16 protein-coding genes are annotated in these 23,783 nt (G+C 70.5%); 4 read left to right on the top strand and 12 right to left on the bottom strand.

Going from position 1 to position 23,783, the window contains the following annotated elements:
- Positions 1 to 57: 57 nt before the first annotated feature.
- Both ACZ4QV_RS06920 and ACZ4QV_RS06915 read left to right on the top strand, forming a co-directional pair.
- Positions 58 to 1,215, top strand: a complete 1,158-nt coding sequence (locus tag ACZ4QV_RS06920) for an acyl-CoA dehydrogenase family protein (RefSeq protein WP_361144563.1) — start codon at positions 58 to 60, stop codon at positions 1,213 to 1,215.
- Between the two features lie 70 nt (positions 1,216 to 1,285).
- Positions 1,286 to 2,170, top strand: a complete 885-nt coding sequence (locus ACZ4QV_RS06915; protein WP_361633199.1) for an acyl-CoA thioesterase — start codon at positions 1,286 to 1,288, stop codon at positions 2,168 to 2,170.
- A gap of 118 nt (positions 2,171 to 2,288) precedes the next feature.
- Here the strand turns inward: ACZ4QV_RS06915 and ACZ4QV_RS06910 are convergent, their stop codons facing one another.
- Positions 2,289 to 3,083, bottom strand: a complete 795-nt coding sequence (locus ACZ4QV_RS06910; protein WP_361144558.1) for a phosphatase — start codon at positions 3,081 to 3,083, stop codon at positions 2,289 to 2,291.
- Between the two features lie 111 nt (positions 3,084 to 3,194).
- Between ACZ4QV_RS06910 and speB the strand changes: the two genes are divergently transcribed.
- Entirely contained in the window at positions 3,195 to 4,190 is a 996-nt protein-coding gene (gene speB / locus ACZ4QV_RS06905; RefSeq protein WP_361144555.1) for an agmatinase, read from the top strand.
- 106 nt (positions 4,191 to 4,296) lie between these two features.
- Here speB and ACZ4QV_RS06900 read toward each other — a convergent pair whose 3' ends face one another.
- The 6 genes from ACZ4QV_RS06900 to ACZ4QV_RS06875 form a co-directional block, all read right to left on the bottom strand.
- Entirely contained in the window at positions 4,297 to 4,632 is a 336-nt protein-coding gene (locus ACZ4QV_RS06900; protein ID WP_361144552.1) for a hypothetical protein, read from the bottom strand.
- Between the two features lie 57 nt (positions 4,633 to 4,689).
- Positions 4,690 to 6,882, bottom strand: a complete 2,193-nt coding sequence (locus ACZ4QV_RS06895; protein ID WP_361633202.1) for an SUKH-4 family immunity protein — start codon at positions 6,880 to 6,882, stop codon at positions 4,690 to 4,692.
- Between the two features lie 81 nt (positions 6,883 to 6,963).
- Positions 6,964 to 12,849 (bottom strand): toxin glutamine deamidase domain-containing protein, encoded by a 5,886-nt coding sequence (locus ACZ4QV_RS06890; RefSeq protein WP_467762707.1) that lies wholly within the window; start codon positions 12,847 to 12,849, stop codon positions 6,964 to 6,966.
- 482 nt (positions 12,850 to 13,331) lie between these two features.
- The gene (locus ACZ4QV_RS06885; protein ID WP_361144547.1) at positions 13,332 to 13,835 is read right to left on the bottom strand and encodes a hypothetical protein; all 504 of its coding nucleotides are present in this window, start codon (positions 13,833 to 13,835) and stop codon (positions 13,332 to 13,334) included.
- Positions 13,836 to 14,006: 171 nt separating this feature from the next.
- Positions 14,007 to 14,291 carry a hypothetical protein gene (locus ACZ4QV_RS06880; protein WP_361582606.1) on the bottom strand — a complete coding sequence of 95 codons (285 nt, stop codon included), beginning with the start codon at positions 14,289 to 14,291 and terminating at the stop codon, positions 14,007 to 14,009.
- A gap of 176 nt (positions 14,292 to 14,467) precedes the next feature.
- Entirely contained in the window at positions 14,468 to 15,427 is a 960-nt protein-coding gene (locus tag ACZ4QV_RS06875) for a LysR family transcriptional regulator (protein WP_467762651.1), read from the bottom strand.
- A gap of 92 nt (positions 15,428 to 15,519) precedes the next feature.
- On the opposite strand from ACZ4QV_RS06875, the gene ACZ4QV_RS06870 reads away from it, so the two are divergent.
- Entirely contained in the window at positions 15,520 to 16,473 is a 954-nt protein-coding gene (locus tag ACZ4QV_RS06870; RefSeq protein ID WP_361633214.1) for a DMT family transporter, read from the top strand.
- Between the two features lie 142 nt (positions 16,474 to 16,615).
- Here ACZ4QV_RS06870 and ACZ4QV_RS06865 read toward each other — a convergent pair whose 3' ends face one another.
- The 5 genes from ACZ4QV_RS06865 to ACZ4QV_RS06845 form a co-directional block, all read right to left on the bottom strand.
- Positions 16,616 to 17,533 (bottom strand): nitroreductase/quinone reductase family protein, encoded by a 918-nt coding sequence (locus ACZ4QV_RS06865; protein ID WP_467762650.1) that lies wholly within the window; start codon positions 17,531 to 17,533, stop codon positions 16,616 to 16,618.
- 444 nt (positions 17,534 to 17,977) lie between these two features.
- Positions 17,978 to 19,663 (bottom strand): NAD-dependent malic enzyme, encoded by a 1,686-nt coding sequence (locus ACZ4QV_RS06860; RefSeq protein ID WP_361582594.1) that lies wholly within the window; start codon positions 19,661 to 19,663, stop codon positions 17,978 to 17,980.
- A 178-nt stretch (positions 19,664 to 19,841) separates the two neighbouring features.
- Entirely contained in the window at positions 19,842 to 20,546 is a 705-nt protein-coding gene (locus ACZ4QV_RS06855; RefSeq protein WP_467762649.1) for a TetR/AcrR family transcriptional regulator, read from the bottom strand.
- Entirely contained in the window at positions 20,543 to 22,873 is a 2,331-nt protein-coding gene (locus ACZ4QV_RS06850) for a YhgE/Pip domain-containing protein (protein WP_361616985.1), read from the bottom strand. Before ACZ4QV_RS06850 ends, ACZ4QV_RS06855 begins: the two co-directional genes overlap by 4 nt.
- Positions 22,845 to 23,657: an ATP-binding cassette domain-containing protein gene (locus ACZ4QV_RS06845; RefSeq protein WP_361582588.1), complete on the bottom strand. Its 813-nt coding sequence runs from the start codon at positions 23,655 to 23,657 to the stop codon at positions 22,845 to 22,847. Before ACZ4QV_RS06845 ends, ACZ4QV_RS06850 begins: the two co-directional genes overlap by 29 nt.
- Between the last annotated feature and the right edge of the window lie 126 nt (positions 23,658 to 23,783).

Below are 23,783 nucleotides of genomic sequence, written 5' to 3'. Positions count from 1 at the left end.
CAAGCGCTTAGTCGAGGGGTCGGTGGTGGCCGGCCGGCGGACCTGAGGAGGCGGCGGATGCGTCGTACGGTGTTCAACGAGGATCACGAGGCGTTCCGGGAGACCATCCGCGACTTCATCGCCGCCGAGGTCGTGCCCGTCTACGACGAGTGGCTGCAGGCCGGACAGGCGCCCCGCGACTTCTACAAGAAGCTCGGCGAACTGGGCGTCTTCGGCATCGAGGTCCCGGAGGAGTACGGCGGCGCCGGCCAGACCAGCTTCAAGTTCAACGCCGTCATCACCGAGGAGTGCGCCCGGGCCGGCGTCAGCTTCGGCGGCTCCGGCGTGCACACCGCCCTCTGCCTCCCGTACTTCCTCAAGTACGCCACCGAGGAGCAGAAGCGGCGCTGGCTGCCGCCGTTCGTCTCCGGCGACATGATGACCGCCATCGCCATGACCGAGCCCGGCACCGGCTCCGACCTGGCCGGCATGAAGACCACCGCGAAGCTCTCCGCGGACGGCACCCACTACGTCCTCAACGGCGCCAAGACCTTCATCACCGGCGGCGTCCTCGCCGACCGCGTCATCGTCTGCGCCCGTACGGCCGCCCCCACCCCGGAGGACCGCCGCGGCGGCATCACCCTCCTGGTCGTCGACACCACCTCCGAGGGCTACGCCGTCGGCCGCAAGCTGGAGAAGCTCGGTCTCAAGAGCTCCGACACCGCCGAACTGTCCTTCAGCGACGTCAAGGTGCCCGTCGAGGACCGCCTCGGCGAGGAGGGCAAGGCGTTCTCCTACCTCGGCCAGAACCTCCCGCAGGAACGTCTCGGCATCGCCGTCGGCGCCTACGCCCAGGCAGCCGCCGCCGTCCGGTTCGCCAAGGAGTACGTCCAGGAGCGCGAGGTCTTCGGCAAGGCCGTCGCCTCCTTCCAGAACACCAAGTTCGTCCTCGCGGACTGCAAGTCCGAGGTGGACGCCATGCAGGCCGTCGTCGACCGCGCCCTGGACGCCCACGACGCGGGCGATCTCACCGCCGCAGACGCCGCCTCCGCCAAGCTCTTCACCACCGAGCGCGCCGCCGTCGTCATCGACAAGTGCCTCCAGTTGCACGGTGGCTACGGCTACATGCAGGAGTACCCGATCTCCCGCCTCTACGCCGACACCCGCGTCACCCGCATCTACGGCGGCACCAGCGAGGTCATGCGCTCGATCGTCGCCAAGTCCATGGGGCTGTGAGGCCCCACGGCCCGCTGCCGCGCCGGCGTCCGAGCCCGCGCGCCGCAGCCCGAACGAAAGCCGTACGCGCGTGAACGACGCCCTGCTCGCCCTGCTCGAACAGCTCGACCTGGAGCCCATCGAGCAGGACATCTTCCGCGGCACCAGCCGCCCGTCCGTCGTCCCCCGGGTCTTCGGCGGACAGGTCGCCGCCCAGGCCCTGGTCGCCGCCGGGCGCACCGTCCCCGAGGACCGTCCGCCGCACTCCCTGCACGCCTACTTCCTGCGGCCCGGCGACCCCGGCGCGCCCATCGTCTACACCGTCGACCGCATCCGCGACGGCCGGTCCTTCACCACCCGCCGCGTCGTCGCCGTCCAGCACGGCCAGCCGGTCTTCCACCTCTCCGCCTCCTTCCAGGTGCACGAGGAGGGCATGGAGCACCAGGAGCCGATGCCGTACGCACCCGATCCGCTGACCCTGCCCACCGCAGCCGAGATGCTGCCCCGCTACGCCGACCGCTTCCGCGAACCCGGCGTGGCCCAGCGGCTCCTGGAGGCGCGGGCCGCCGTCGACCTGCGCTACGTGGACGCGCCGCCGTTCGGGACGGCGGGCGAGCCGCGCGAACCGCGCTCCCAGGTCTGGTTCCGTACGCACGGCAAGCTGGACGGCGCCATCGACCAGCCGCTGCTGCACATCTGCCTGGTCACCTACGTCTCCGACATGACCCTGCTGGACTCGGTGCTGCTCGCCCACGGGCGCGGCGGCTGGGCGGTCGGCGACGTGGTCGGCGCGAGCCTGGACCACGCCATGTGGTTCCACCGGCCGTTCCGGGCCGACGACTGGCTGCTGTACGACCAGGAGTCGCCCACCGCGCAGGGAGGGCGGGGACTGGGCAAGGGCCGGATCTTCACGGCGAACGGGCAACTGGCGGTGTCGGTGATCCAGGAGGGGGTCATCCGGGTGCCTCGGGAGTGATGCGCGGCGCGAGAGCGAGGAGCGCCGCAGGAGTGCGGGGCATCGCTGAGGTCAGGAGCGGCGCGGGTGTGCGGGGGCGCGGCACGTGGTGCGTCCCACGTGCCGCCCCCCGGGCCGGTCAGCCCAGCAGCCCCGCCGCGCCCAGCAGGTACGCCGTCAGCGGGTCGTAGTACCGCGGGCTCAGGACGTGATCGTCCAGCGGAATCGTCACCTGTAGCGTGCCCTCCGCCTCGCCGACGAACAGCGCCGGGTCGTTGCAGTCCGCGAACCCGATGGCGTCGAGACCGCGCCGGCCCGCACACCCGGCCCAGCCGTGGTCGGCCATGACCAGATCGGGCAGCGCCTCGCCCGCCCGCTCCAGCCCGTCCAGTACGGCGGTCATCGGCGCGGGGGAGTGGGTGTGCCACAGCGTCGCGCCGCGCTCCAGCATCGCCACGTCGGCGAACTGGAACACCACCCCCTCGTCCGCCTGCAACCCGTCCGGCACGACGACGATGTCGCAGCCCTGGGCGCGCAGCGCCTCGGCGGTGGCCCGGTGCACGTCCAGCAGCCCGCCCGGGTGCCCGGTCGCGAACAGCACGCGTTCACGCCCGGCGGCGGCCTTGCGCAGCCGGGCGGCCGCGCGGTCCAGGGCGTCCACCGTCAGCTCGGGATCGATGGTGTCCTGGCCCATCCGGTGCCGGCTGTCGTCGTTGACGCCGCACCGCTCGGCCATCACGGCGAGCACGTCCTGCTCGTCGGTCCAGCGGTCCCCGAGTTCGAGTCCGAGCCAGTAGTGGCGGTCTCCGTCGGCCAGCTTGCGGTAGTGGTCGAGATTGTTCTCGCGGGGAGTGGCGACCTCACCGGCGATCCGGGTCCGTACGAGATGGTCGACGAGTTCGGTGCGGCTGGGAACAGGCGGCAGTATCGGCATGAGGTCATTGTCCCTTGAAGCACCCGGCGATGGACGTGATGTCCATCGACCGGCGGTACATCGCCACAAATGTCCATGGGCACTCCCGGCCCCGCTGCCTACGCTCACCCCATGACCACCGCATCCGCCGCTTCCGGCGCCTCCCAGGACCCCGCGGGCCCCGTCGGCCCCGTCGACTCCTCCCGCGTCCCCCGCTACGCGGGCCCGGCGACCTTCGCCCGGCTGCCCCGCCTCGACCAGGTGGGCACGGCCGACGTCGCGGTGGTCGGCGTGCCCTTCGACACCGGCGTCTCCTACCGCCCCGGCGCCCGCTTCGGCGGCAACGCCATCCGCGAGGCGTCGCGCCTGCTGCGTCCGTACAACCCGGCCCAGGACGCGTCCCCCTTCGCGCTCGCCCAGGTAGCGGACGCCGGTGACATCGCCGCCAACCCCTTCAACATCAACGAGGCCGTCGAGACCATCGAGGCCGCCGCCGACGACCTCCTGGACACCGGCGCCCGCCTGATGACGCTGGGCGGCGACCACACCATCGCGCTGCCCCTGCTGCGCTCCATGGCCAAGAAGCACGGCCCGGTGGCGCTGCTCCACTTCGACGCGCACCTGGACACCTGGGACACCTACTTCGGCGCCGAGTACACCCACGGCACCCCGTTCCGCCGCGCCGTCGAGGAAGGCATCCTCGACACCTCCGCCCTCTCCCACGTCGGCACCCGCGGCCCCCTCTACGGCAAGAAGGACCTCGACGACGACGAGAAGATGGGCTTCGGCATCGTCACCTCTGCGGATGTCATGCGCCGTGGCGTCGACGAGGTCGCCGACCAGCTCCGTCAGCGCATCGGCGACCGCCCCCTGTACATATCCATCGACATCGACGTCCTGGACCCGGCCCACGCCCCCGGCACCGGCACCCCGGAGGCCGGTGGTCTGACCTCCCGGGAACTGCTGGAGATCCTGCGCGGCCTGGCCGGCTGCAACCTGGTCTCCGCCGACCTCGTGGAGGTGGCCCCCGCCTACGACCACGCCGAGATGACGTCGGTGGCGGCCTCCCACACGGCGTACGAGCTCACGACGATCATGTCGCGGCAGATCGCGGCGTCGAGGGGCTGAGTTCTGCTGTCCCGCTCCGGCCGGTCCCTGCTGTCCGGTTCCGGCCGGTCCTGCTACCCGGTTCCGGCGCGTCGTACTGCGGCGGGTGGGACTGCGGTGTGTCGGACTACAGCGTGTCCGGCCGGTAGAACTTCCGGTACAGCGCGATGGCGTCCGACGGCGGCCGGAGCGGCACGCTGCTGATCTCCCCGGTGTCCTTTGCCACGACCACGCACGTCCCGCCCGGGCTCCGCGGCGGGCGGCGCTGTCCGTCCGGCGCGGTCTTCGGCCGGGGCGGCAGCTTCGCGTACACGAGATACCCGATGTCGAACTCGTGCACCCGCAACGGGGCGGGCGTGCCGTCGGGCCATACGGGGGCGTACTCCGTACGGGCGATCGCCAGCGCTTCGTCGGCGTTCGCCGGCACCGGTCGGTCGGCGCCGGGAGATCCGGTGTCGGGCATGGGCTTCCTCTGGTTCCTGGGTCGGGGGCGGGGCCGGTGTGCGGTGCGCGGGGGTGCCTACGGCTCCAGCCCCGGCTCGTTGAGCAGCGTGTCCCAGACCTCCCCGGCGGCGGCCGCCGGATCGATCGCGGCGAGCCATGCCTCCAGCTCCGCCCGCGCCTCGCGCCCGTCCTCGGTGAGCGACGCGGACAGCAGGAAGCGGTGCCATCTCATCAGGCACACCAGGGCGACGAACTGTGGCAGGGAACTCGCCGCGAGCTGCTCCTCCACATTGACGGACACACACCGGACGTGACCGGTCGTGCCGTCCAACAGCAGCTCGCCACCGAGCAGTTCGCCCAGCCGGTAGTGCGGCTCACTGCTGTCGGCGTCCGGTAGCTCCTGGATCCCTTCGGTACGCAGGCGCCGGGTGTCCAGCGTGAGCATCTCCGTCAACGGCACCCCGCGCCCGACGAGCCAACGGGCCGCCTCCGTACCCCGCAACCCCTCCGGCAGCTCCGACTCGGACGGGCGGAGGATACGGTCCGCTCCGAACACCGCGGCGAGGAGTTCGGCGGACGGGTCCCTGAAGGCGTCGGCGAGCGGACGCGGCGCGACCGAGCGGGCGTGGACGTCCAAGAGGGGGGACGCGTACCAGGGGGGCGTCTCACCGGTCGTGCCCTCGACCGGGGCTTCGTCCGCCGGCGCGGCCGGGTCGTCCGGCAGGAACTCCACGGCGAAGACACCGCGGCGACCGCCGAGCACCGCGAGGTTCCCGACCCGTACGCCCTCCGTGATGTCCCTCGGGCAGCGCGGCATGCGGGCGGTCGCGGTCGCCCGCGGAGCGGGGCGCCAGCCGCGGGCGGTGTTGACCATGGGCCGGACGGACGGGCCCGATGTTTCCTCCCCGTCACCGTCCGGCACGCTCAGCCGCTGTCCCGAGCGCAGGGACCACGTCCACGTGCTTCCCAGGTCGTCGCTGGACGCGCGGACCGTCTGCTCCGTAGCGGTGAGTTCGCTGATGCCGGAGGGACGGGCCAGGGTGCCCGCTTCGGTGAAGTTCCCCTCTTCATGGAAAACCCCCACCGGACGCAGATCGCTCCACAGGGTCCGCCACCGCATCGCGACACCCGAAGCCAGTACGGCGTCCGCGCCCGCCCCGTCCCCCCGGGCGATCGCGAAGTGATGCAACCAGGAGGCCCATTCACTCTGTCGCATCGGCTCCATGGCGAACCGCTCGACGAAGCACAGGTCCGCGGCGACGGTGTCCGGCGGAACATCCTTGCCGAAAACGGCGCGTACGGCCTCCATCACCGCGGCGGGGGACAGGCACGCGAGGAGCCGGCGGTCCTCCGCCATTTCGCGCAGGCGCGCGGAAGCCGCGGCATGGCCGGGTACGGCCCGGGCGGCGTACCGCGCCAGCGCATCACCACCGGCCCAGCCTTCCGGACAGGGCCGCGTCGAGAGCCGTTCTCCGAGCAGTTCCCCGATCCGTACGTGTGCCGCGGCAGCCTCCGGGCCGGACGGACGCAGCGCGCGGGCCGCTCCTTCATGGACGAATGCCACGCCGCCGCCCGTGACGGGATCGTCCGGCACCCGTCGCAGCAAGCCGGTGTGTTGCCGCAGAAGCGCTTCGAGCGCTTCCGGAGCGCTCCGTTCGCCGTCCATCCCCAGGCTTTCGCAGAGCACACTCCAGGCGTCGACGGGGACGACGGGAATTTCCCCCAGCGTCAAGGCGCGGATTTCGGCGGGCAGCGCCTCGGGGGAGGGAAGGGAAATACCGGATTCCATGCGGACGAGGTGGGGTGATGCCCCGCTGCCCGCCGCGCGGCGCGGCTCGGCCGTTTCCATGACGACGTGTACGTTCGCCCGTCGCGCTCTGCCCAGCCGGGACATGGCTCGCGCGATGCGCCCGGGTTCGTCGGTGGTCCGGAGCGTCCCCGCCCCCTGCACGTTCGCCAGCAGCACGGTGTGACTGCCGCGTACCCGCTTCACCAGGGCGTCGAGGCTTTCCCTGCCGACCGTGTGCTGACGCTGTACCCCGCAAGCGTCCAGCACGCGGAGGACCACGTCGTCGGCGCGCAGCCCGGCACAGTCGATCGTGACGGCCTCGGACACCTCCCGGCGGACGAGCTCCAGGACCCGGCTCTTCCCGGAACCGGGCGGACCGGCCACCCGGACCACTCCGCTCCCGCGGCCGAACGCCGAAAGCTCTTCCAGAACCCGGCCGGCCGCGGCGACATGGGCTTCCTCGTCATGTCCGTCGGTCATGGTCACACCCTACTGGATTGCGGAATTGTGATAGTTGCCATGGATACGGTGCAAGAAGAACCCCGTTCTTCCGTTCTTGCATCAGTTCTCCGACCCGGGTCCCGTCCCCGACGCATTCGCCTGCTGGGCGTCGCGCAATTCGAGCCAGATTTCGCCGACGATGTTGAGATGGTCCTGGATCTCCTGGTCGACCATGCGCTTGATGTCCGCCTTGGTCATGTTCTGCGGTTCGTCGGAATCCGGGTCCGGAACCCAGGCTCCGCTGCGGTACGTGGTCGCGTAGTGCACCGTGGTTCCGTCGGAGTGGTGCACCAAGTAAGGGGAGCACTCCGCATGTCCGGCGCCCTTGACGGTCCCGCAGGGCTCGCGCTCCGTGAACATGGCGTGAATCTGGATGTGCTGGTCCGGGTCACCGCCCCGCGCCTCGTTCAGCCGCTTCACATATCCCACGAGGTGCGGCTCGGAATGCGCGGTGCTCACCCCTTTCTCACCCGGCGGAATCGAACTGTCGACGATGTAGTTCGTTTTCCCGGACACCGGGTCGTACACCTCGATGACGGCGTAGTTCCGCCCGGTGAAGTCCGGCCGCGTATGGGTGGCTCCCTCTCCGCCGGCCGCCTCCTTCAGCTCGGAACGGTCCCGTCCTTCGTCCTGAAGCGTCTCGAAAAGGTGATCGCGTACGTTCCGGGAAAAGTCCTTCCCGTCCAAGAACGTCGCCTTGCGGTGCTGCTTCACACCACGGGAGAGCGATTCCTCCGCGGCCTTCGCGTCGTTGCTCTGCCGCTTCTTGTCACGGGGCAGCGGCGTCTCGCGTTCCGGATCGTCCTCCCACTTGTACGGACGGTCCACCGGGAAAGGCGAGACCCCGACGGCGTGGCTCTCGTGGAAGGAAAGACTCAGGCGCGCGAGAATCGAGACCACCGCGCCCCGCTGACCGGCGTCCAGATCCGCGAAGCCGTCGAGCCGGTTGCCGAGTTCTTCCGAAGTCAGGGTGGAACGAGGCGGTTCATTCGCCGGTTCGCCCTTGTCGCCCGGTGATCCGTCGGGCCCGGCGGCCGGCTCGCCCTGCTCGGGCGTCAGATGCCGGATGAGGTCTTCGACGCTGCCGTCGGCCACCCAGTCGCGCACCCGGTCGTAGACGGTGTCCATGTCCGTCTCGTAGACATCGAGGTTCTCGCGCAGCTCTTGCTGGCCCTTGTCCGGCAGGACCCGGACGTTTTCCGGGAGGTGGTCGGGCGACTGCCCGTCCGGCATACCGGGTTCCCGGTAGATGCTCTTGGGCCCGTCGCCGGTGCCGTCGGTCCCCGCGGGATTCCCGGGCGGGCGCCGCTCAGGAGTACGGGGAGAAACGTCGCGCCGGGCACCCGGATCGCCGTTCCCGGCGGGCGGCGTCACGGGCCCGGGTACGGGCACGGGCTTGCGGTTGGCGTCGAGCGGGATGGCGAAGACGCCGTGGTCGCCGCTGTGCAGGGGCGCGTCACCGCGGCGGCCCGTCTGGGCGTCGATGTAGGTGATCGTGCCGTTGTGGTTGACGACGTTCCACGCGTGCGCACGGCCGTCCGCGCCCTGCGTGACGATGACGGCCTGAGAGCCGTGACCGGAGCGCCGGAGAGTGTCCGCCAGGCCGTCGAAAGCCTGCCGACCGTTGCCGTAGTCAGTGAAACGGGCACCGAGCGCGCTCTCCAGCCGGTCCCGGCCGCCCGCTTCGCCACGGTCGGACGGCACCCCGCCGGGAGTGAGGTCGGGGGTACGGGCACCGGCGACGGTGGCCGTGCCGGCATACGTGTCGGCCGTGGACAGCGCCACATCGACACAGTTGTTGCTCCGGCCCGGCGCGTCCGCTCCGGGCTGGTTGATGTAGTCGGTCCAGTTCCCTTCGTACGGGTCGGGGTGGCGCTGCGGTACGCCCTCCGGGGTACGGGGGACGGCCGATTCGAGGATGCGCTGATGCTCGGGGTCGGGGTCGAGGATGCCGCCGGGGTCCGTACGGGGGCGGGATTCCGCTGCGGGCCGGGGGCCGCCCGGGTCCCCGTACGCCGGGTCCCCGTACGTGGCGTTGGCGTCCGCGGTGTCGGCGTCCGAGGCCGGAGCCTCGGCCTCCGTCGGGGGGTACAGCGGCCGGGCATCGGCGTCCAGCGGGATGTGCCAGACCTCGCCCACGTCCGTGGTGTTGATCGGGCGGCTCATCACCTCACGGGACTGGGTGTCCACCCAGACGACGGTCCCGTTGTAGTTGACGGCGTTGAAGAGGTGGGAGGAGCCGGGCTCCCCGTCCTCGTCGAGGTAGCCGACCCAGACGACGGCCGCGGCACCGTGCCCGGCGTTGCGCAGGTCCTCGGCGACCCGCTCGTACGACCGGGCGTCGTCACCCGCGTGCTGGAACTCCGCGCCCAGCCAGCGCTCGACATTGCTCTCCCCGTCCCGCTCCCCGAAGCCGCCGTCGTCCATCCGGGGCGCGGACACCTGCGGATTGCCGTACCAGGTCTCCAGGAAGGAACGGCTGCAATCGGCGCAGTTGTCGTCCCGGCCCGGTTCGGTGATACCGCCGTCGTTCTGGAGGTCGGCCCACTCACCGTACGGATCGGGGTACCGCTGGAAGGTGCCGTCCTCCGCCAGCGGAACCGCTTCCTCCAGCGCCTGCTGGTCGCGTGGGTCCGGGGGAAGGAGCCCGCCCTCGCCGTCCCGGAGCTCGTTGCGCAGGTCGTCGAGAGACGGTGCGTAGTAGGTGTCGTCAGGGGCGTCGTCTGAGGTGTCGTCGGAGGCGTTGTCAGGGGCACCGTCAGAGGTGTCGGAGGCGTACGCGTCGTGGAAGGGGTCGGATCCCGGGGTGCTGGGCGCCAGGGAAGCCGTCGCATGGTCGGCGGGGTCGGGTGTGCCGGTCGGGTTCTGCGGGTTCGGTTGCTGGTTCTGGGGATTCGGCTGCTGGGTCTGGTTCTGAGCCTGGGCGTGGTTCTGAGCCTGGGCGTGGTTCTGGGCTTGGGCGTGGTTCTGGGCCTGGGCCTGGGTGGGGTCGTACGGGGCGCGGTTGGCGTCGAGGGTGAGGTGCCAGACGCCGTCCGCCGCGGTGTTGATGGGCTGATGGCTGATCTCACCGGTCTGGCTGTCGACCCAGACGACCTGCCCGTTGTGGTTGACGGCGTTGAAGACATGGGCGCCCCCGCCCGAACCGTCCGGGTTATTGGGCCAGGTGACGAGGACGGCGGCCGCCGCGCCGTGTCCGGCCTGGCGCAGTTCGTCGGCGATGTTGGCGTACGCGTCCTGCGAGTTCGGACCGGAATGGCGGAACGGGGTGCCCGCCCACTGCTCGATGTTGCGGGTACCGTCCCGTTCGCCGGAGGCCCGGTCGATCCCGCCCTTGCCGTCGGGGTCGTAGGTACGGACCGCGGACACCTGCGGGTTGCCGTACCAGGACTCCATGAAGGAACGGGTGCAGTCGGCGCAGTTGTTGGAGCGCCCGAGGACGGTGGGGCCCCCGTCGTTCTGGTACTGGGCCCACGGCTGGAACGGGTCGTTGAACGCGCGCGGGCTGCCGTCCGGATTTCGCGGGAAGTTCGCTTCCAGGGCCTGCTGGTCGTGCGGGTAGGGCGAGTACAGCCCGCTCGGCGCGTGGTTCAGGCCGGCGCGGACATGCTGAATGCTCGGACGGCTGGGGTCCTGGGCGACGGGGGGCTGGTGTGGGGGATGGGGATGCTCGTTCTGTGGCTGTGGCTGTGGCTGTGGCTGTGGTGTCTGTTGCTGTGTTTGGTGCTGTTGAGGCTGGACGTTCTGGTGGGAGTTCTGCTGGGACGAGGCATGGGCGGGGGCCTCGGTCCGGTTGGGCGTCTCGGTCCGGTTGGGACGGACAGGGCCGTCGAGGCGCCGGTTGTAGGCGGGACGCTCGGGGTCGCGCTGCTGACTGATGTCGCGGATGGCCTGCGAGCCGTCGGGGCGACGGTCGGTGCGTGAAGTGGGAGTGGGGCTGGTGTTGTGTGGAGTGGTGGTGCCTTGCGTGGGGACGGTGGGCGCGCCCATGACCGGACCGGCGGACTGGGCGACGTTCTGCTGCGGCTGCTGTGACTGCTGCGGCGTGGATGGTGTTCCGGCGCTGCTGGGGTCGGTGGTGTGCTGGGTGGGGGCCGGTGCGGTCATGGTGGCGGCCGACTGGGTGGAGACGGAGGTGTCGTTCTCGTCCACCGTCGGCATGGGGTCGCCAGGAGCCGGGTCGCGGTGCTGGATCGGCTGGCCGGAGGACGGCGAGTGCTGAACGGGAGCGCCCTGCGAGGGAGCACTTACATGGGGAGCGGACGCACGGCCGCTGCTGCCGTTGCCGGAGTTGTCCGACGCACCGTTACCGTTACCGCTGCCGTCTCCGGCGTTGTTGCTGGGCGGGTTGCCCGCCATCGGCTCGTGGGCGGGCGTGTGCTGCTGCTGGGAAGCGGCAGCGGACGCGTCCGGGGACGGTCCGTGTGCCGGCTGGGTGGTGACGTTGTTTGGGTTGTTGTCCGGATGGGGGCGGGCCGCGTCCGGGGTGGTGTCCGGAGCGGGTTGGGTGGTGATGTTGTTGTTGGGGTTGTCGTGCGGGTCCGGACGCACCGCGTCCGGGGTGCGGTCCGGTGCCGGCTGGGTGCTGACGGCCTCTTGAGGGATGTTGTGGTCGGCGGCCGGCGTGTTCTGCCCGTCCGGTCTGCCGGTGTGGGCACCGCCGTACGGATTGTGATCGTTTCCGCCCTGGAATCCGGCGTCGAAGGGCGACCGCTGGTCCGGGGGTGGCAGGGGCTGTGCCCGGGGAGCGTCGCGATTGCCGTCCGGGCCCGGAGCGGAGCTGTCGGACGCGAAGGAGGGCGTACGGCCGGACTCCGCGTCCGTACCGACGGTCGAGTCACCCGGACGAGGAGTGTGGGACGTGCCCCCGCCCCCATGGGAGGCGGCGTCGCCGGTCCCGCCCCCGCCCGTGTACGCCCGGGAACCGCCGTCGCTGCCGGATCCACCTGTACCGGAACCACCCATGCCCGAATTACCCGTACCGGGCCCACCCGTGCCGGAACCGTTTCCGACGCCCGGTCCCGTACCGCCACCGGCCCCCGCGCCACTGCTCCCGCCACTGTCCCCGCTACCGGAGCGGCCACCTCCCTCACCGGAACCGGCTCCACCTCCGGCCCCTGCCGCGCCCCCGGACCTGCCACCGCCTCCGCCGGCGTCCTCCGAGCCCCCGTCCCCCGCATGTGGGCCACCGCTTCCCGCGCCGTCGCCGTGACCGGCGGCGGAGTCCAGGCCGTGACGTGCGCGGTGACCGGCCCGGTGGCCGGCGCCGTCGCGCAGGCTCTCGCCGAGCGTCTCGCCGGTGTTCTTCAGGGCGTCCTTGCCGGCGGCGATGCCTTCCTTGGCGGTGCGCTTGAGGTCGTAGCCGTTCTGGGCGCCGAAGTTCTGGTTGACGGTCTGGGCGATCAGGTCGGAGGCCATGGCCTCCAGCGCGGAGATGACCGGTTCCTTGGCGGCCTCCGCGATCGCGTCCAGCAGTTGCTTGGCCACCTCCTTGAGGAGGCGGCGGACGATCTCGCGGGTGGCCAGGGTGCCGGCCGCGGCGCCGATCTCGGACAGACCCAGCGTGAAGGGTGCCGCCACCTGAGCCGCGATGATCTCCGCGGCCAGGATCACCAACTGGGCGATGACCGCCACTTTCATGCCGATGACCAGTGCTGCGGCGGACTCCAGGGTGAAGGCGACGACTTCGGCGGCCTGGCGGGCGTCGTCGAAATAGCCCGAGCCGGACCCGAACTTCTCCCACGCCTTGCTGAACCCCTCGACAGCGTCCCCGGCGTTCGCCGCGAGGACGTTGCTCGCGGCGGTGTGGCCGCGCGTCTGGTGGGTGGTGACCTCGGCCGCGAACTGCCGCCACACCTGGGCGCATTCGATCAGCTTGTCCTCGTCGGCGGTCGGCCAGTTGAAGCCGAGCATGTCCAGAACCCATTCCAGCGAGTCCGGCAGCATGAGAGACAAGGCGGAGCTCCCCCGTGAAAGTACGTGTTCGGCGCGCCGGGGATCGGCGGCGGCCACTGTGCGGCGGTGTCGGTGGTGGTGGGCGGTGGGCCGGTGGGCGTGACGGCGGTGGCGCGGTGACGCGTGCGGGCTCAGGAGCGGCGGTCGCCCAGGAGCCTCCGGACCCCGGGGGCCCGGACCGACGCTGCGAACGGCCGGACGCTGCGTACGGCCAGGCGCTGCGTACGGCCTGAAGCGACGAACGCCCAGAAACAACGAGCGTCGGCAGAGTCAACGAGCGTCGGCAGAGTCAACGAGCGTCAGCAGAGTCAACGAGCGTCAGCAGAATCGACGGGCTCCGGCAGAATCGACGATCGCCGCGATAATCGATGAGCTGCCGGAAGCGACGAGCGCCCCGGAGTCCAGTACCGACCGCGGTGAGCCACCGCCCCCGAACCCACCGAACGCACCGCCTCACCCCGGCCCACCCCGGCTCAGTGGTGCGCCGGCCCGTCCAGGCGTGCGCTGACCTTCGGGGCGGCGAGCGGGTCCGACCAGCCCTGTTCGTTCGGTATGTGCTGCTTGATCAGCGATTCGCTGAAGTCCTCGCCCGCCGTGTAGTTCTTGGACATGGAACTCAGCGCCTTGCCGATTTCTTCGAGTTTCGACGACAGGTGGCCCATCGACTCGTACATGCCGTCGCGTACGCCCTCGTAGACGACGCCGAACTTCTCACCGATCTCGTCATCTCCCCACGGCGGCGCCCCGGCCTTGCTGTCGAACGTGGTCAGCCCGCTGACGAACTGCTCACCGAACGACTTCTCCGGCTCCTTCTGGCCGCCGCCCGCCGGCGGGGTCCCGGGCGGGCCCGCGCCCAGTGCGCTCAACCCGTCCATCAGCCGTTTGACCGAGCTCTGGAAGTCCTCGCCCAGCTTGACGAAGTTGGTGCCCTCCGTCTTCAGCGACTCCACCTCGGTCTGGAATCCGCCAGCTCCCACAACGCCCCCGTGTTGTCCGTGCCGTCACCTGACGCACAAAGAGATGTTCATGCCAAAGTCTAGATGTTGCCAACCCCCGCGACGAGAGCGGACATCGGTGCGACGCTGAAGTGCCACCGGCATTATCCGCATCAGCGGCTCAATCGCCTGTACGTCACGAGCGGTGCCGTATCAGGACGTACTGGGCCGGTACCAGCGGTGGTAGATCTTCACTGCTTCCTCCGGCGGATGGTTCGGCAGATGGGTCACATCGCCGTTGACCTTGGAGATTGCCACGTTGCTGCCGCCGGGGTCGGTCGGCGGTGCCTGCGGGTCCGCCGGCGCCGGCCAGCTCGCGCGTACCAGGTAGCCGACGTCGAATTCGTGGACGAAGAGGCCGGACGGGCCGCCGGGTGTCCCGACTTCGCGGAAGTAGCGGCGGCCGATTTCCATCGCTTCCTCCGGCGTCGTCGGCACCGGCCGTGGTCCGTCGTCCGCCGCACCCGGGTGCGGCGGAGGCGGAGGGGGCGGGGGAGGTGTGGGTGGCTGGCCGGAAACATGGCCCGGGATGTCGGACTCTGCCATGAATTGCCCCTCCCTCGGCAGGGGTTCTGCCGGTGATCATGCCAAGGTTTGCGTCAGCGGTGGTCAACTTAACCCACGTCGCGCCCGTCCGTGCGGTTCTCCTCGGAGGCGACTTTCAGCACGGTGGCGGATTCTTCCGACCGGGACGCGTGCGTGAGAACGTCGAGGCAGGCGCGGACGGGCGGCGTTTCCGTACGAGGGCGCCAGGCCGCCTGCACATGGCGGCGCAGTGGCGGATCGGTCGGTACGCACAGCACGCCCGGCGGTACCTGCTGCCGCACCGCGTCCGGTATGAGCGCGGCGGTCAGACCGGACGCCACCAGGGCGAGCTGGGTGGCGTGGTCACCGACGCTGTAGCGGATCTCCGGCTCGACGCCGTGGGTACGCAAGGCCTGTACGAGCGCTTCGCGCGGTTCCGCCCCCGGCGGGCACGCCGCCCACGGAACGCCGGCGAGGTCGGCGAGGCGCAGGACGGTCCGGGCGCCGAGCGGATGGTCCGCGTGCAGCGCCACCTGCGCCTCCTCCGTGACGATCGTCCGGACGGCGACGCCTTCCGGGATGTGCCGTGGCCGGTTCGACCAGTTCTCGATGAGCAGCAGGTCCAGCTCGCCGTGCAGCAGAGCGGGGAGCAGGTCGGCCACTTCGCCGTCGCGCACCGACGGAGTGAGCCGCGGATGGCGCGCGGCCAGAGTGGCCAGCGCGGTCGGCAGCAGGGTACGGATGGCGCTGCCCACGGCGCCGACCCGTAGCGGACCCAGAACCTCCGTCTCCAGTGCGGCCAGGTCCTGTTCGGCAGTGCTCAGGCGGGACATGACCGCGGCCGCGTGATCCGCCAGGACCCGGCCGGCGTGCGTCAGCCGCACGCTGCGTCCCTCCGGCTCCAAGAGGCGGTGCCCGCACTCCCGTTCCAGCTTACTGAGCTGCTGGCTCATGCCGGACGCCGTGATGTGCAGGGCCTGTGCGGCGCGTGCGATGGATCCGTGGGTGTCCACCGCGGCCAGGGCGCGCAGTCGCTCCAAGTTGATCACGCGCTCAGGTTAGTGACTCGTAAGCGGAGGTACCGAGTTGTGGTGACAGAACGTCGCTTTTGTTGATGAGTGGTGGGGGCCAGAGTGGAGAAATGACGGATTCAGGGAGCGGCGGTCGCCGGACCGGCCGGACCGGTGCAGTGGGGCCCGACGGCGGCATACGCGGAATGCCCGTATGGATGGTGATCGGTGGCAGCCTCTGCGTCTCCGCGTCCGCAGCTTTCGTCGAACTGTCCGGTACGAGCGCGGGGACGGCCGCCTTCTTCCGCTGCGCCATCGCACTGACCGTCCTGGTGCCGCTCGCGCTCGCGGAACGGCGGACGGCCGGACGGCGAACGTGGCGGCTGCGGCGCCTGGACCTGGCCGCAGGCCTGGCGCTCGGCGTCGACTTCGTGTTCTGGGCCGCGGCGGTGCACAGCGTCGGAGCGTCCGTCACCACCGTGATCATCAACATTCAGGTGGTGATCTACCCGCTGCTGGCGCGGCTCTTCACCCGTACCCCCGTGCCACGGCGTTTCGTTGCCGTGGCCCCCGTCATGCTGCTGGGAATCGCACTGGCCAGCGGGGCCGTCGGCGCTCCGGTCCAGGGCAGTGACCCCGCGCGGGGAGCGGTGTTCGGGCTGATCGCCGGCTGCGGATACGCGGGGTACCTCTTCCTGATGCGACTCGGCGGCGGGCAGGGACACACCGTCGGCCCGGTGTGCACGTCCACCGCGGCCGCCGCGACCGCCGCCGCGCTCCTGGGAGGAGCGTGGACGGGCATCGACCTGTCCCTCGACGGTCGCGCCTGGGCCTGGCTGACGGTACTGGCTCTCGTCGGGCAGGTACTCGCCTGGCTGATGGTGACGCCCGCGTTGCCGAAACTGCCGCCCGATACCGGTGCCGCGCTGCTGCTCGTTCAGCCGGTGCTGGCGATCGGCTTCGGAACTGCGGTCGGAGAACGCCCCACCGCGAGCCAGTACGGTGGATGCGCGCTGGTCGTCCTGATGGTGTGGTGCGTGGGGCCGGCGGCTCCGGGCGCGCTCAAAGCGCGGCCCAGAAGCTGAAGGCTGTCCCGCTCGCCTTACTCGGCCTGCCCGTCCTGGTCGCTCTGCCCGCCATGACAGGCTTGGTCGCTGTGCCCGCCATGACGGGCTCGGTCGCTGTGCCCGGCCTGGCGGCCCTGGTCGCTCTGTCCGCCCCGGCCGGTTACGGTGCGGGCGGCGGCCACGGAATGTCGGCCAGCGCTGGGATCAACTGCTCCTCTTCATGAGCGAGGTGGGCCCGCAATGCGGCGGACATGCGTTCCAGATCGGTGAGGAAACGTTCCGGATCGGCGGTGTCGATGTCCGCCAGGAGGGCCAGCAGGTCGTTCTGGATGCGGGTGATGGTGCGGTGTTCCTCCTGGAGCCGGTCGATGGCGGGCCGCAGTTCGGGGTGGTAGCGGGCGACGGCGGGCAGTATGTGCGCGTCCTCGCCGGTGTGGTGGAATTCCAGGCTCTGGCAGAACGCCAGGCAGTGCTGCCGGATCTGCAGCCCGAGCCCCGGAGCCGGCGGCGCGCCCGGCCCCTGATGAGCGGCCCGCGCTGCGAGGTGGGCTGCCGCCTCGTCGTGTACGTGTCGCAACTGCGCGCGCAACCACGTGTGCACCTGTACGAGCTTGTCGGCGAGCGAGGTGACGGTGGCCGGATTCTCTCCGTCCGCTGCCACGTACTCGGGCTCGGCCGCCTCCAGCACCACGACCGGCAGCGTGCGGGACGTCGCCGCCTGATAGTCGCCGTACCCGGGAGCCACGGCCACCACCTGCGCGAACAGCCGGTCGCGGCGCTCGCCTTCGACAGGCACCGCGATGGCCTCGAACGCCTCGGTGCCGAACTCCACCCGCACCTGCGGGCGCGCGAGCAGATTCCGGTACCAGTCGGGGTGGTCCGGTGCGCCGAGATTCGACCCGACGACGAGCAACAGGCCGCCGTCGCGGACACACCCGAGGGGCACGGTGTGCGGCTTGCCGGAGGTGGCACCGGTGGTGGTCAACAGAAGAAGGTCACTGCCCTCGAACGGGCCACCGACTTTTCCACCGTTGGCCCGGAACTCGGCGATGACCGATTGATTGAAGGACTGGGACATGCTGGTGTCGCTCTCCGAAAGGTGAAAGGGAGGAAGGAAGAGAGGGAAAGAGAAGGAATGGCAGTGCGGGGGAAGCGCGCAGGCATGCTCACGGCGTGCGGCAGTCGCCGCACGCGCCCTCGTTCGGAGAGGTCATCGGTTACGTGTCGTACGTGTCATGGGATGCCGCGAGCTCCACGCCGTACGCAGAACACCGAAACCGAAACAACGAAACCGAAACGCGAAAACCAGAAGGTGGGAACCGGGCCGGAACAGTGCCCAGGCATGTGACGCACCGCCGCGCGCACTCGGCGCGCTGATGTCAGGCTCAGCCTGTGGAGTATGAACTCATGGCGTCGTCCCTAAAAGAAAAGGTGTGTCGCCCGACTGCCGGCCGGCCCACTGCTCTTTGGCCGACGTCACGCGCACACGCATTCCCATTAGACCTAGCGGGCCGACGGCTCGTCAACCGGATGGTGTCGGCGTCTGCCCGTACTCCGGCTGCCACATCGCGTCCTGCACCGCCTGGACGACATCCTCGGGAGCCACGCGCGCGACTCCCTCGCCGACGGCCGCCCGTACCACCGCGACCGCGACGGCAGCCGAAGAAGCACGCAGATTCTCCACCTGCGGCAGCAGCGGCGCTCCCGGGCCGCCACCGGTACGCCCGGCGACCTGCCCGGCGACCGCGTCCGCGGCGGCCAGCAGCATCCCGGGCGTCAGCCGCTCGGCGCGCGAGACCACCACGCCCAGCCCGATCCCCGGGTAGACGAGAGCGTTGTTGGCCTGGCCGATGACGTGCCGGACGCCGTCGATCTCCACCGGGTCCACCGGGATGCCGGCTGTCGTCAGCGCCCTGCCGCCGGTCCAGCGCAGCAGGTCCGACGGCATTGCCTCGATCTTCTCGGTCGGGTTGGAGAGCGGGAAGATGACGGGCCGCTCGACGTGCTCCGCCATTTCCTGCACGATCTGCCGGGTGAAGGCACCGCGTACGGTCGAGGTGCCGATCAGAACGGTCGGGCGCACGTTCCGTACGGTCGTCAGGAGATCGATGTCATCCCGTTCAGCTCCACCGTCCCCCCACCCCTCGACCTCCTCCTTGCGCCGGGCGTAACCCCGCTGATAGTCGCGCAGCCCGTCCATGGCGTCGAGCAGCAGTCCTGGCCGGTCGACGAGCCAGATGCGGCGGGTCGCTTCGGTGCCGTCCAGGCCGTCGCGGACCATGGCCTCGCGTAGCTGGTCGGCGATGCCGACGCCGGCTGTCCCGGCCCCGAACACCACGACGCGCTGCTCGCGGAACGGTACGCCGGTGACGTCGAGTGCGGCCCGGACGGCGGCGAGCGTGATGGCGCCGGTCCCCTGCATGTCGTCGTTGAACATGCGGTAGCGCTCGCCGTACCGCTCCAGGAAGCGCCGTGCGTTGCCCGCGCCGAAGTCCTCGAAGTGCAGGAGCGCGCCCGGGTACAGCGTCGCGACCGTGTCCAGATACGCGGCGACGAAGGCGTCGTAACGTTCGCCGCGCGCCCGGCTGTGCCGTACGCCGAGATACAGCGGGTCGTTGAGCAGCGTCTCGTTGTCCGTACCGACGTCCAGAACCACCGGCAGGCACCGCGCGGGATCGATACCCGCGGCCGCCGTGTACACCGCCAGCTTGCCCACGGCGATCTGGATGCCGTGCACGCCCCAGTCGCCGATGCCGAGGATCTGCTCGGCGTCGGTGACCACGACCAGATCCACCTCGTCCGGCCCGAGACCCAGCTCCTGGAAGGAGCGGCGCAAGTCCTGGGGCCGGTCGATGCAGAGGAAGACGCCGCGCGGGCGCCGGTACTCATGGCTGTACGTCTTGATCGCCTCGCCCACGGTCGGGTCGTAGACGATGGGCAGCAGCTCGGCGAGGTGCTCGGTGAGCAGCCGGTGGTAAAGCACCTCGTTGCGGTCGTGCAACTGCTCCAGATGGTTGTACGCGGCCAGGTCGTCGGGCTGGCGGCGGAGCTGCTCGTACGCGCGCCGCGCCTGCTGGTCCAGCGTGAGCACCGCGTCGGGCAGCCGGCCGACGAGCCCGAGACGGTCACGTTCGGCGGCGGTGAAGGCGGTTCCGCGGTTGACCAGCGGATCGTTCATCACCCGGGGGAGCCGCGGCTGTCTGCTCATACGTCCGCACTCCCCGGCTCGTCTGCCGCCTGCCCGGCCGGTCACACGTACCCCGGCCGGTCTCAGGTACCCCGTCCAGTCTCACGCGAGAGCCCCGTCCCCGCATCCGGTGGATGCGGGGACGGGGCTCTGACCTGCGTGTACGACGCGTGCTCGGCTGGTCCGTGTGAATACGGTGTCAGTCCGTGCGGAGGGGACTGACCCGGCCCTGAAGCAGCCGCGACAGGGAGGCGTGCACGTCCTCCACCGAGCGGTGCGGCTGGAACGACAGCCAGTCCAGTGCGGCTACGAGCACCATGCCGAGGAGGGCGGAGGCCGTCAGCGGGACGTCGAGTTCCTCGGTCAGCTCGCCGACGTCGACGGCGTCCCGCAGCACGTCCTCGACGACGGCGACCGCCCGGCCCCGTACGGACTGCAAGGTCGGCTGCCAGACCCGGTTCGTACGCCACAGTTCCGCCACGTAGAGCTGGGTCAGGGAGGGCGAGCCGGCGATGAAGTCCAGGCCCGCCCGGATCATCGCGTCCAGCGCGTCGACCCGGGTACCGCCGTCCACCCGCACCGCCCGGTCGGCGGCGTCCCGGAGGGAGGCGGCGAGCAGGTCGACGCCGTCCCGCAGCAGCTCCTCGTAGAGGACGTTCTTGCTGGCGAAGTTGTAGTAGACGGTGCCCTTGGCGACACCGGCGCGTTCGGCGATCTCGTCCACCGTGGTGGCGGAGAAGCCCTGCTCGGCGATGAGGGTGACCGCGGCGTCGAACAGCTTGCGCCGGGTGGCGCCGCGGCGGGGCCCGTGGGCCGGGGTGACGGCTTCGGGTCCGGCGCCGGGAGCGGCGCCGCGAACGGCGCCGCTCCCGTGCCTGCCCCGGTGCTGGGTCCGCACGCTCACAGGCTCAGTTCCGGGTGCAGGTCCTTCATCCGTACGACCTGCCGGCTGCGCGCGGTCAGCGAGGTGAGCGCCAGCGCGGCGATGGTGAAGACGGCCAGGACGATCGAGCCCTGCCACACGATCCCGAGGTCACCGCCGGTGATGAGCCGGCGCAGGCCGTCCACCACGTAACTCATCGGCAGGAACGGGTGGATCGCGCCGAAGAATCCGGGGCTGGTCTGCACCGGGTACGTACCGCCCGCCGACGTCAGCTGAAGCATCAGCACGACGAGGGTCAGTACGCGGCCCGCCGGACCGAACTGCGCGCCGAAGAACTGGATGATGGCGGTGAACGCGGCCGTCGCCAGCAACAGGAAGCCGATGGTGGCCCCCGCGCGTTCCATCTCCAGGCCGAGGCCCCAGTGCAGTACGGCCATCAGGGCCAGCACCTGCACGACGCCGATGGCGAAGGCCGGCAGCCAGGACCCGAGCGCGATCCGCCAGCCCGGCGCCCCCGCGGCGAGCGCCCGCTTGCCGAGCGGCGCGAGGAGCATGTACGCGACCATCGCGCCGACCCACAGGGACAGCGGGATGAAGTACGGGGCCAGTCCGGTGCCGTAGTTGGGCGCCTTGTGCATCGACTTCGAGGCCAGCTCGACCGGGTTCGACATGACGTCGGTACGGGCGTCGCGGTCCTTCTTGTCGTAGTCCGGGATCTTGTCCACACCGCTGTTCAGGCCACCGGCGAGCTGGTTGGAGCCGTCCTTCAGCTTGTAGACGCCACCCTTGAGGTCGAGCGCGCCGTCCTCCAGCTGACCGAGACCGTCGCCGATCTTTCCGGAGCCGTTCTTGGCGTCGCCGATGCCGTTGTGGAGCTGGCCTGCGCCGTTGGCGAGGTCACCGGCACCGTTGGCGAGCTTTCCGTTGCCGTCGGCGATCTTGCCCGTACCGTCCGCCACCTTGCCGCTGCCGTCGGCGAGCGCGTTGATGCCCTGGACGAACTGCCCGGCCCCTCGGGAGATCTTCTGGGCACCGGCGTTGAGTTCGTTGATCTGGCCGATCGCCTTTTCCGCATTGCCGGCGATGCCCGGGGCCTTGTCGGCGACCAGCTCGGCACCCCTGTGCAGTTCTCCGAGCTGCGTACGGAGGTGCTGGAGGTCCAGCTTTCCTATGACTCCGTCAACCTTTTCCGCTGCGTCGGCTGCGAGTGCGGTGCCTGCCGCGATGCCCTTCAGCTTCGCGCAGTCGGCCTTGTCGGCGGAAGCGCCACCGCAGCTCTCCTGGTAGAGGGACTTGGCGTCCTCAGCGTTCTTCCGTGCCTCGGCGGCAGCCTTGGCGGAGTTCCCCGGCAGCTTGCCGAGGTCGTCGTTGAGAGCCTTGCTGAGGTCGGCGACGACGCGCGCCTTGTCGGCGATCTCCTTGCTGTGCGCCTTCAGGAACGGCAGATCCTGCTTGGCGATGCCGTTGACCTTGTCGGCGAGCTGCTTGGTGCCCGCGGCCACTCGGCCGGCGCCGTCGCTGAGCTGCTTGCCCTTGGCCTGAGCGGTGCCGAGGCCCGAGTTCAGGTCCCTGGCGCCCTTGTTCACGGCGCCCGCGCCCTGGCTCAGCTCACCGGACTTGTCGCGCAGCGTCCCGGCGCCCTTGCTCAGGTCACCGGACCCCTTGTCCAGCTTCCCCAGCCCGTCCGTCAGCTCGCCATTCTTGTCCTTGGCCGTGCCGAGGCCGTCGGCGAGCTTGTCCGTGCCGTCCTTGGCCTTGCCCAGGCCGTCGTCGAGCTTGGTGGCGCCGTCCGCGGCCTTCGCAGTCTGGTCGTGCAGATCCGAGAACGACACAAAGATCTTGTCGTAGAACTGCCGCGACGACTTCGCCGACGTCTTCGCGCGGATCTCCGAGAAGATCGTCTTGGAGATCGAGCCGACGATGTAGTTGTTCGCGTCGTTCGTACGGACCTGGAGCGCACCCGTCTCCGGGTGGTCACCCGAGCTGGAGGCGATCCGCTCGCTGAAGTCCTTCGGAACGGTCAGGGAGAGGTAGTACGTACCGTTCTCGACGCCCTTCTCGGCGTCGGCGGAGCTGACCTCCTCCCAGTTGAACGTGTTGCTGTCCTTGACGTTCTTGACGAGTTCGTCGCCGGCCTGGACCTTCTTGCCGTCGGCGGTGGCGCCCTGGTCGTCGTTGACGAGCGCGACCGGGATCTTGTCCAGGTTCGCGTACGGATCCCAGAACGAGCACAGGTACAGCGCGCCGTACAGCAACGGGATCAGCATCAGGGCGACGAGGCCCAGCCGGGGGAGCTTGCCCCTGCCGAAGCGCTTGAGCTCAAGCGCGGCGAGCTTCGGCGAGCGCATGGGCTGCTTCCTCCTCGTGGATGTCGGTCGTACCGGCCGTGCCGGTGGTCGAAGTGGGGGCGGGGGTGGCGGCGGATTCGGTGGCCGCGGGCGCGGTCCGTACGACGACCGCGTCGCGCGGGGCGGTGCTGGCCGCCGCCACCACCGTCGTGCCGTGCAGGGCCAGGTCCCGCAGCATCTGCCAGGCCAGCGAACGCTCGTCCTCGGAGAGCTTGAGGTCGACGTCGTCGACGGCCACCAGCCGCGGGCCGTGCATGACGGCCAGCGCGAGCGAGAGCCGCAGCGCCTCGATGCGCTCCAGGTCCCGTACGGCGGTGCGCAGTCCCTTGGGCAGGGTGGCGGGGTCGAGGCCGACGGCGGCCAGCGCGGCCTCGATGCGGGCCCGCGTCGCCTCCTTGTAGCGGCGGCCCCAGGGCAGCCGGGCGCCGAGCGAACCGGCCATCCGGTGGCCCAACAGGGCCTGCTCCTCCAGGTGTTCCCCGGCGGTCAGCGCCGGTTCCAGGTCGGCGACCCCGGGGACGTGCGCGATGGCGGTGAGGCTGCGCACCGTACCCATGCGCTTGGGGAGGGGGAAGCCGGCGACCGTCGCGTGGCCCTCGGCGAGCTTCATACGGCCGGTCAGCGCCAGCAGGAGACAGGTGCGGCCGGAGCCCGAAGGGCCCTCGACGGCGATCAGCGCACCCGGGTCCGCGGTGAGGTGGACGTCTCTGAACGCCCACCCCCGCGGGCCTTTCACTCCGATTCCCCTGGCGTTGACCGCCGCCCCCTGGCGGGTGGTGTCCACGGCCCCTCCTTTGATCTGACTGGTCAGTCTAAAAGTGTGCCGTATGGAGTGGGCTATTGACCAATCAGCGGGCGATCCTGTGAACTCCGTCATGTGGCGGGTGGGGCGCTCCGATGCTTTTGGGGC

The organism is Streptomyces sp. NPDC026394 (genome assembly GCF_055567735.1).
Note: the sequence above shows the minus strand (reverse complement) of the source record. Positions and strands in the feature narration are given on the sequence as shown.